This is a genomic window from Streptomyces sp. MK37H (assembly GCF_018035285.1).
Lineage (GTDB): Bacteria > Actinomycetota > Actinomycetes > Streptomycetales > Streptomycetaceae > Streptomyces > Streptomyces endocoffeicus.
The window spans coordinates 1-2950 of the sequence record NZ_JAAAYH010000699.1 but is presented as its reverse complement, the minus strand read 5'-3'; the positions used below and the strand labels follow the sequence as shown (position 1 = coordinate 2950).

General features: G+C 71.4%; 3 protein-coding genes. 1 reads left to right on the top strand and 2 read right to left on the bottom strand.

Going from position 1 to position 2950, the window contains the following annotated elements:
- On the top strand, positions 1-739 hold a 739-nt coding region (locus GWI24_RS42910), incomplete at its 5' end, for a glycoside hydrolase family 6 protein (protein WP_210951435.1).
- 10 nt (positions 740-749) lie between these two features.
- On the opposite strand, the gene GWI24_RS42905 is transcribed toward GWI24_RS42910, so the two are convergent.
- Both GWI24_RS42905 and GWI24_RS42900 read right to left on the bottom strand, forming a co-directional pair.
- Positions 750-1640 (bottom strand): phosphatidylinositol-specific phospholipase C, encoded by an 891-nt coding sequence (locus tag GWI24_RS42905; protein ID WP_210951434.1) that lies wholly within the window; start codon positions 1638-1640, stop codon positions 750-752.
- A 147-nt stretch (positions 1641-1787) separates the two neighbouring features.
- On the bottom strand, positions 1788-2950 hold a 1163-nt coding region (locus GWI24_RS42900), incomplete at its 5' end, for a magnesium and cobalt transport protein CorA (RefSeq protein ID WP_247617672.1).

Below are 2950 nucleotides of genomic sequence, written 5' to 3'. Positions count from 1 at the left end.
GGAGGCGCGCGAATCGGGCGACCTGGACACCCCGGTGGTCGAGGACCCGGAGACCGCCGCCCGCTACTCCGAGATCAACTACGCGGTCGATGTCCTCAGCACGCTCGGCAACGCGTCGGTGTACCTGGACGCGGGCCACGCCGGCTGGCACTCCGTCAGCAGCATCGTGCCCCGGCTGATCAAGGCCGGGATCGACCGCGCCACCGGCTTCGCCCTCAACGTCTCCCACTACCAGACCGACCAGGACAGCGCCTGGTACGGCCGGCTGGTCTCCTCCTGCCTCGCCTACGCCGACGAGGGCGGGGACCCCGAGGACTGCGCCGAGCAGAGCTGGTCGCGGCGGCACGTCCGCCGTTGGCTGCGCGCCCATGTACCGGACGACCCGGCCCGTATGAAACACTACGTCACCGACACCAGCCGCAACGGCCAGGGCCCCTGGGCCCCGAGGGCCGTGACGCACCAGCACAACGACGTCCAGTCATGGTGCAACCCGCCGGACCGGGGCCTGGGCCGGCGCCCCACCACCCGTACCGGCGAGGCGCTGCTGGACGCCGCGCTGTGGGTGAAGACGCCGGGCGAGTCGGACGGGCGCTGTCTGCGCGGCACCGACGGGCCCCTGGACCCGGTGCGCGGGACCGTCAACCCCGAGGCGGGGGAGTGGTTCCCGGAGCAGGCGCTGGAGCTGGTGCGCTACGCGGAACCGGCGGTCAGCGTCTTCCGCCGGATCCACGGCCGCTGACGCGCCGCGGTCAGCCCGCCGGATTGTGCCGGACGAGGGCGTCGACCAGGCCGGACGTGGTGTTCGGGAAGTCCATCGGAACGATCCCGAGCCCGGTCCAGCCCTGTGCCTCGGCGCCCTCCAGGAACGATTTCACCCGCGGGTTCAGCCGGTCCGCGTTGGAGCGGGGCGGCAGCAGGGCGGCGGTGGAGACGTAGTTGATGAAGAGCTTGCCGGGCTGGGCCGCCGCCTTGCGGAACTGCGCCTCGATCTTCGGGTACTTGCCGATCGGCTCCGCCATGTAGTCGTCCTGGATGTCGAAGAGCGAGCCGTCGCCGTACCGCACCCCCGGCATGTTGTCGGAGTCGGCGAGCAGCACCACCCTGCCCCGGGCCTGGCCCAGGGTGGGGAGGGTGCTGTCCAGGCGGAAGAGGGAGCGCCAGCCCTTGTCGTCCAGATAGATGTCGAAGATCCGGCGGAACTCCGCGGCGCTCTCCTCCGAGTACTCCTGCTTGACCCGCATCAGCACGGTCTCCGACGGATGCGCGGAGAGGAAGGAGCGGCAGGCGCCGAGCACATCGTCGAAGTTGAGGTTCTGGTAGAAGGCGCCGTGGTGGATGGGGAAGGCGTTGTCGAAGGCGCGGCAGCGGATGTCCAGGAAGCGGATGCCACTGGCCAGCTGGTCGGCGATGGTGGTGTTCTGACACTCCGTCCACGGTCCGCCGAAGCGGGCGCCGGAGTCGTGGGTTCCGGGCAGGGTCAGCCGCTGGACCGGAGTGGCGTCGGCGATGGCCGACAGCCAGTCCTGGGCGGCGGCCGGCCGGGGCGGCGCCGCAGTGGCCGTCGCGGTACCGCCGACGGCGGTGACCAGCCCCGCGGTGGACAGTGCGGCCGCGCCCCTGAGGAACCCTCGCCGGTCCATACGCCCACTCCCGTCGCTCGCCTGCCGGTGCCGTGCCGCACGGCATCGAAGCACAAACGGCATGGAGGGGCTACGGAAAACGGCTGAATCAGCGGTTCATCGAGGGATTCCCTAGAACCGCGGGCCGACCGGAGAGGTGTTACGCCGTCAGAGCCAGTCGCGGCGCTTGAAGATGAGGTACAGGCTGACGCAGACCACCGCCATCAGCAGGATCGCGAAGGGGTAGCCCAGCACCCAGTGCAGCTCGGGCATATGGGTGAAGTTCATCCCGTAGATGGTGCCCACCAGCGTGGGGGCGAACAGGATGGCCGCCCAGGCGGAGATCTTCTTGACCTCCTCGTTCTGCTCGAAGCCCGCCTCGGCCAGCGCCCGCATCTCGGCGTTCTGCTGCTGGGTCACCAGGGTGGCGTTGACCGCGAGGATGTCGCTGAGGGCGGAGCGGAAGCCGTCCACGCGCTCGCTGGTGTGGGTGACGTGGTCGGCGACGTCCCGCAGATAGCGCTGGAGCTCCTCATCGGTGCCGTACTTGTCGAAGCCCGCCATCAGCCCGTGCAACATCCCGACCAGGGGGCGGGTGGCGCGCTGGAACTCCACCATTTCGCGGGAGAGCTCATAGATGCGCCGCGACACCTCGGGATCGCCCCGGAAGACCTCGGTCTCGATCTCGTCGATGTCGTTCTGCACCCCCGCCACGACCGGGGCGTAGCCGTCCACGACCGCGTCGAGGATCGCGTACAGCACGGCCTCGGGGCCCAGCGCCAGCAGCTCGGGGGTGGACTCCATCCGGGCGCGCACCGCGGACAGGTCCGGCGCCGCGCCGTGCCGGACGGTGATGACGAAGTCGGGGCCCACGAAGACATGCAACTCGCCGAAGTCCACCTCCTCGGGCGCGTCGAGATAGCGGGCGGCGCGCAGCACCACGAAGAGGGTCTCGCCGTAGCGCTCCAGCTTGGGGCGCTGATGGGCCTCCATCGCGTCCTCGATGGCCAGCTTGTGCAGATCGAACTCCTCGGCGAGCGAGAGCAGCTCCCCCTCGCTCGGCCGGTACAGCCCGATCCACGCCATGGCGCCCGTCTCCTCGCGCAGCCGCCGGAAGGTGGCGGCGAGGGAGCCGGGGGTGCCGACCCGGCGGCCGTCGCGGTACACCGCGGCGTCCACCACACTGCGCTCGTCCACCTCGGGCGGGGCCCCGTCGGCCGCCGCGGCCGGCGGCCCGCCGCGCGGCGGGCCCGGGGCGGGGCGGGGTGTGGCGTCGGCCCGGTTCGCCCCGGCGGGACGCCGCCAGGGGTGGCGCTTCGTGGCGCGACGGC

Coding starts and splice junctions, on each gene's coding strand:
- GWI24_RS42905 (WP_210951434.1), bottom strand. CDS start 1,640: ATGGACCGGCGAGGGTTCCTCAGGGGCGCGGCCGCACTGTCCACCGCG.